General features: G+C 72.9%; 5 protein-coding genes and 1 pseudogene. 2 read left to right on the top strand and 4 right to left on the bottom strand.

All coding sequences use genetic code 11. The features are described 5' to 3' along the window. Nucleotide 1 precedes the first annotated feature (1 nt). Entirely contained in the window at nt 2-604 is a 603-nt protein-coding gene (locus B9S61_RS05280) for an MFS transporter (protein ID WP_181007254.1), read from the bottom strand. 64 nt (nt 605-668) lie between these two features. On the opposite strand from B9S61_RS05280, the pseudogene B9S61_RS05285 reads away from it, so the two are divergent. Continuing rightward, a pseudogene (locus B9S61_RS05285) lies at nt 669-965 on the top strand (helix-turn-helix domain-containing protein); the annotation flags it as partial. A gap of 592 nt (nt 966-1,557) precedes the next feature. On the opposite strand, the gene B9S61_RS05295 reads toward B9S61_RS05285, so the two are convergent. The 3 genes from B9S61_RS05295 to B9S61_RS05310 all read right to left on the bottom strand — a co-directional run bounded on the left by B9S61_RS05295 (nt 1,558) and on the right by B9S61_RS05310 (nt 3,585). Then, nucleotides 1,558-2,025, bottom strand: coding sequence for an ATP-binding protein (locus B9S61_RS05295; protein ID WP_181007255.1), 468 nt, complete (start codon nt 2,023-2,025; stop codon nt 1,558-1,560). A 483-nt stretch (nt 2,026-2,508) separates the two neighbouring features. Further along, a complete protein-coding gene (locus tag B9S61_RS05305; RefSeq protein ID WP_103541146.1) occupies nt 2,509-3,018 on the bottom strand; it encodes an EF-hand domain-containing protein in 510 nt (169 codons plus the stop codon). A 186-nt stretch (nt 3,019-3,204) separates the two neighbouring features. Then, complete coding sequence (locus B9S61_RS05310) at nt 3,205-3,585, bottom strand: STAS domain-containing protein (RefSeq protein WP_103541147.1); 381 nt, start codon at nt 3,583-3,585, stop codon at nt 3,205-3,207. A 354-nt stretch (nt 3,586-3,939) separates the two neighbouring features. On the opposite strand from B9S61_RS05310, the gene B9S61_RS05315 reads away from it, so the two are divergent. Then, nucleotides 3,940-4,521, top strand: a complete 582-nt coding sequence (locus tag B9S61_RS05315; RefSeq protein WP_103541148.1) for a sigma-70 family RNA polymerase sigma factor — start codon at nt 3,940-3,942, stop codon at nt 4,519-4,521. The last annotated feature ends 92 nt before the right edge of the window (nt 4,522-4,613 follow it).

A 4,613-nucleotide genomic window follows, 5' to 3' on the forward strand; every position in this document is an offset into this window, starting at 1 on the left:
ATCAGCCGGCCACCGCGGGCCTGCCGTCCGGCCGGCGGCGGATCACGAGGGCCATCAGCGCCGCCGCCGCGCACAACGCCCCCGACGCCTGCCAGACCACGTCGTAACCGCCGAACGTGTCCCGGGCGACTCCGCCCACGAAGGCGACCACAGCCGCCCCGACCTGGTGGGAGGCGAGCACCCACCCGAAGACGATCGGGCTGTCGTCCCCGTAGTGCTCCCGGCACAGCGCCAGCGTCGGCGGCACGGTCGCGGTCATCCACACCGTCAGTCCCGAACCGAGCGCGATCACGGTGAGGGCGGCCGCGACGACCCGCCGGATGCCGTAGCGGTCCATCAGCGCGGCCGCGAACGGCGCGGTGAGCCCGTACAGCGCGAGGTTCACGGAGACCGCCGCGCCGATGGTCCCGCGCGACCAGCCGAATTCCTCGTACAGCGGGGCGATGAACAGGCCCGGCACCGAGCGGAAGGCGGCGGCGCCGATGATCGTCACGAAGGTGACGGCGGCGACGAACCACGCACGGTGGACCCGGCGGCGGCGGACGGGCTTGCGGCCGCTCACGGGCGGCTCCACACCGGCGGCTGTCTCGCTTGTCTGTGCCACGTCATAGAGCTTCCGGTGCCGGAGGCCGCCGCAGCGAGTGTCCCGAAAGACAGTGTTCGCTAGGATGGCCGCGCGGGAGGCGATGTCGGTACGCACCTTCACGCGGCGCTTCCGTGAGGAGACCGGGGTCAGTCCGGGGCAGTGGCTGACCCAGCAGCGGGTGGAGCGGGCCCGGCACCTGCTGGAGTCCACCGGCCTGTCCGTGGACCAGGTGGCGCGCGACGCCGGTTTCGGTACGGCCCAGTCGATGCGGCAGCACCTCCAGGCGGCGCTGGGGGTGACGCCCACGGCCTACCGTCGGACCTTCCGGGCCGGCGGACGGCAGGAGGAGGCGGGGGCGGCGGTGTCCGTCTCCGGGTGAACGGAAAGTCATCCACAGCCTGTGGACGGTTGGACCGTTCCTGCCGCCGACGGTGCAAGGGCGCGCGAGCACTGACCGCGCCACGGGTCCCGGTGGCGGTGCGGCCGCCGAGGGCACCGAGGTCCCGGTGGCGGTGGCGGTGCGGCGCTGTCCGCCCCGAGCACGGCAGCGCCGCACCGCCCTTCGGCCCGGCGCTCCCACCCGGGTCCCCCTCGGCCCAGGGGGGCCCGCGCCGCACCACGACCCACGCTCGTCGAGGGCTCCCGTCGCCGGACCCTCGCCGTCCCCTCGCGGCGAATCGCTGACGACCAGAGTGATCACACCGTCACGGTGCGTCAATACCGGTGGGGCGAGAGGGCGCTCGCGGTGGCATAAGCCCTGCTCGGCGGCGCAGCGCACGGAAGCACACCCGGCGCACCGGCCCGCACGCCACCCCGCACGGCCGGCTCACCGTGCATCCGTGCCCCGGGGGGCGGACGACGCCCACCGGCACCACCCACGTACGGGCGACCCGCACCGGCACCACCCACGTACGGACGACCCGCACCGGCACCACCCACGTACGGACGACCCGCACCGGCACCACGCGCGCTCACACCGCTTCGTACGCCAGCCCTTCGTAGGCCGCGGCGGTGTCCCCGCCGCAGGGGCGCCCGGTATCGGGTTCCTGGGCGCAGCGGTCCAGTTCGCACCAGATGCGCTTGCCCGCCCCCTCGGCGCTCCAGCCCCAGCGGTCGGCCAGGCCGTCGACGAGGGCGAGTCCGCGTCCCCCGGTGGACTCGCCGTCCACACAGCGCGGCACCGGCGCCCGGTCGCTGCGGTCGGCCACCTCCAGCCGGACGATGGCCTCCTCGGCCGCCTCCGCGCCCGGCAGGGACAGCCGCAGCACGGCCGGACAGCCGGTGTGCACCACGGCGTTGGTGACAAGCTCCGAGACGAGCAGGATCAGGATCTCGGCCAGCGGTTCGTCGGCCCCTATCCCGGACCCGGCCAGCCGGGAGCGGGCCCACCGCCGCGCCCGCCCCACTTCAGCGGGGTCGGGCCGGATCTCCAGCTGCACTTGAAGCACCTGCACCGCTCACACCATCCGAACCGGCGGACACTTGGATTCGCGCCTCACGAGGGCCACGATCGTAGCCATTTCCTGCATGGCCCGAACAACGTCCGGAGCAGGGGTCACAGACCGTGATTCCCTTGTGGGACAGCATGGTTGACGGACAGTCACGTCAACAAGCGCTTCGGGCATATTCCCGCGCGAAGGAGTACACGTGCGGCATACTGTGCGACGCCCGTCGGGGGGAGTCGAACAGACGGCGGCAGCCGGCCCGTCCGCACGGCGAGCAGCCGCGGGCACCAGCGGAGACGGAGTCGCCTCGGGGGCGGCTCCGGCGCGGTCCGTGCTCACAACGACTCGCATCCCACACAAGGTACCGGAGCGGACGTCCGACTCCGGACCGTGACGAGTCACGCGGAGGACACAAACCGGTCCCGACGCTCCGTGATCACGGAAATGCCACAATCCGCGACATCCGCGTGGGGCGTGTCATTCGGGAACGGTGAAGTAGCGGGCGAAGGCCCGCACGATCTCCTCCTCGTCGACCCGGCCGTCGCCATCGGTGTCCAGCGCGGCGGCGGCCGAGCGGGCGAGGTCCTCGTCGACACCGAGCACCGTGAGCACACGCGTGGTGTCCTCGACACCGACCCCTCCGTCACCCCCGCCGGCGACGGCGAGCGCCGCGTGGAGGAAGGGGCGGGCGATCTCGGCGAAGCGCTCCGGGGTGTCGCGGAGCCGCTTGACGGCGCCGTTCACGAACTCCTCGCGTGTGATGCGCTGATCGCCGTCCCGGTCCGCGATCCCCGCCATGCCCTGCCAGAACGCCTCGGCGCCGATGTACAGGGCCTGGCCCCGGTCGGAGCGGGCCGCGGTGCCGAACTCGGCGAGCAGGGCCTTCGCGGCTCCGCTGAAGTCCTCGCGGTCGATGTAGCCGTTGCCGTCCTGGTCGAAGGTGGCGAAGCGGGCCGCGATCCTGCGCTCGTACTCGCTGGTGACCATGTCTCTTTCAGGCCGCCTTAGGTCTGTGGGGTCGTCTCGCAGGGAGCGTACGTGGTCAGGGGCGGTCGGGGAGCCGGAAAGCGGCGGCCGGCCCAGGACCGGGGGAATAACGGAACAACCGTGTGACACGCGTGAGCGGTTCCGGTGCGGGCGGCGGACCCGTGGACGACGGCGGTGCCGCGCGGATCACGCCGGCAGCGGGCGGGAGTCCTCGTCGACCGCGGACGGGACGTCCGGGTGGATCTCGAAGAGGCGGCGGACGCCGAGCGCGCCGAGCACCTTGTTGACGTGGCTGCCGTCGGCGGCTCCCCGCGCGGGGAGGATCAGCCGCAGACTGCCCTGGCAGGAGCGCAGCAGCCGGCGGGAGGCTATGAGCACGCCCACCCCGCTGGAGTCGCAGAACCACACCTCGGAGAGATCGAGGACGAGACTGTGCCGGCCGTCGGCCACCGCGTCGTGCACCCGCTGGCGGAGCACCGGGGACGTCACCAGGTCCAGCTCGCCCGACACCCGGAGCACGGCCCATTCGCCGCGCTCCTGGTCGGTCACTTTGAAGGTCACCACCACGCCCCTCGCTCGCCGAAACGGAAGCAATGCCTACGCTTCCTTGCAGCGCGGCTGCCCACTGGCCGTTCCCTGAAACACAGCCCGAGAAACGGTAGCCGAACAGAAAGGGCTTGTTTTAGTCGCCTTCGATCCAATTCGATCGGTTCCGATCGACGCGGGCGGGGTAGACACGTCCCGGACACCCTCCGACGGGCCCGGGCGGCCCTTTACCACCTGTGGCTCTGCCGGGGGCGCACATTGCCACAAAGGGGCGTGCGCCCTGGTTCGTGCCGACTACGTTCGAGGGGTCACGGGCCACACGCCGCGGCCCCGGGAACCGACCGGCCCGGGGAGGAACAGGGGGTGAGGGGCAGCATGACCAAGAGGGACGTACCGCCCCGCTGGGACCGCAAGATGCAGCAACGGCTCGCACGCGGGGAGGCGGCGGCCCTGGGCGAGCTCTACGACCGCTTCGCCTCCCTCGTCCACGGACTCGCCCACCGCGTCGTCGGCGACGAACACACCGCCGACGCCGTCACCCGCGACGTCTTCGCGCACGTCTGGCAGCACCCCGACTCCTACGACCCCCGGCTGGGTCCGCTGCGCAGCTGGCTCGCCGCGCTGACCAACCGGCTGGCCGTGCAGCGGCTGCGCACCACCGAGACCGCCGCCCTCGCCCGGGGCGGCCCCGGCACCGCCGAGGAGCTGGAGCGCAAGCTGCGGCACGCCTCGGTGGCCGCCCGCGCCGACTACATCGTCCAGTTGATGCCGACGCCGCTGCGGGCCGCTCTGGAACTGGCCTACTTCCAGCGCCGGGACTACCACCAGACCGCCGTCGACCTGGGCGTCACGGACGACGAGGCCCGCCGCCGCCTCCGCCTCGGCCTGCAACTGCTGGCCACCGCCCATGACGCCGAGGCCCCGGGCGCCCCGCCCGGAATCGGGGGCGCCGCATGAGCGAGCACCATCCCGGGCCGTACGACGACGGACCCGGATCCCGCGACGGCGATCAGGCCACGGAGCGGCACGAGCGGCAGGCCTCCGGCACG

The organism is Streptomyces sp. SM1 (genome assembly GCF_002910825.1).
Classification (GTDB): Bacteria; Actinomycetota; Actinomycetes; order Streptomycetales; family Streptomycetaceae; genus Streptomyces; species Streptomyces okerensis.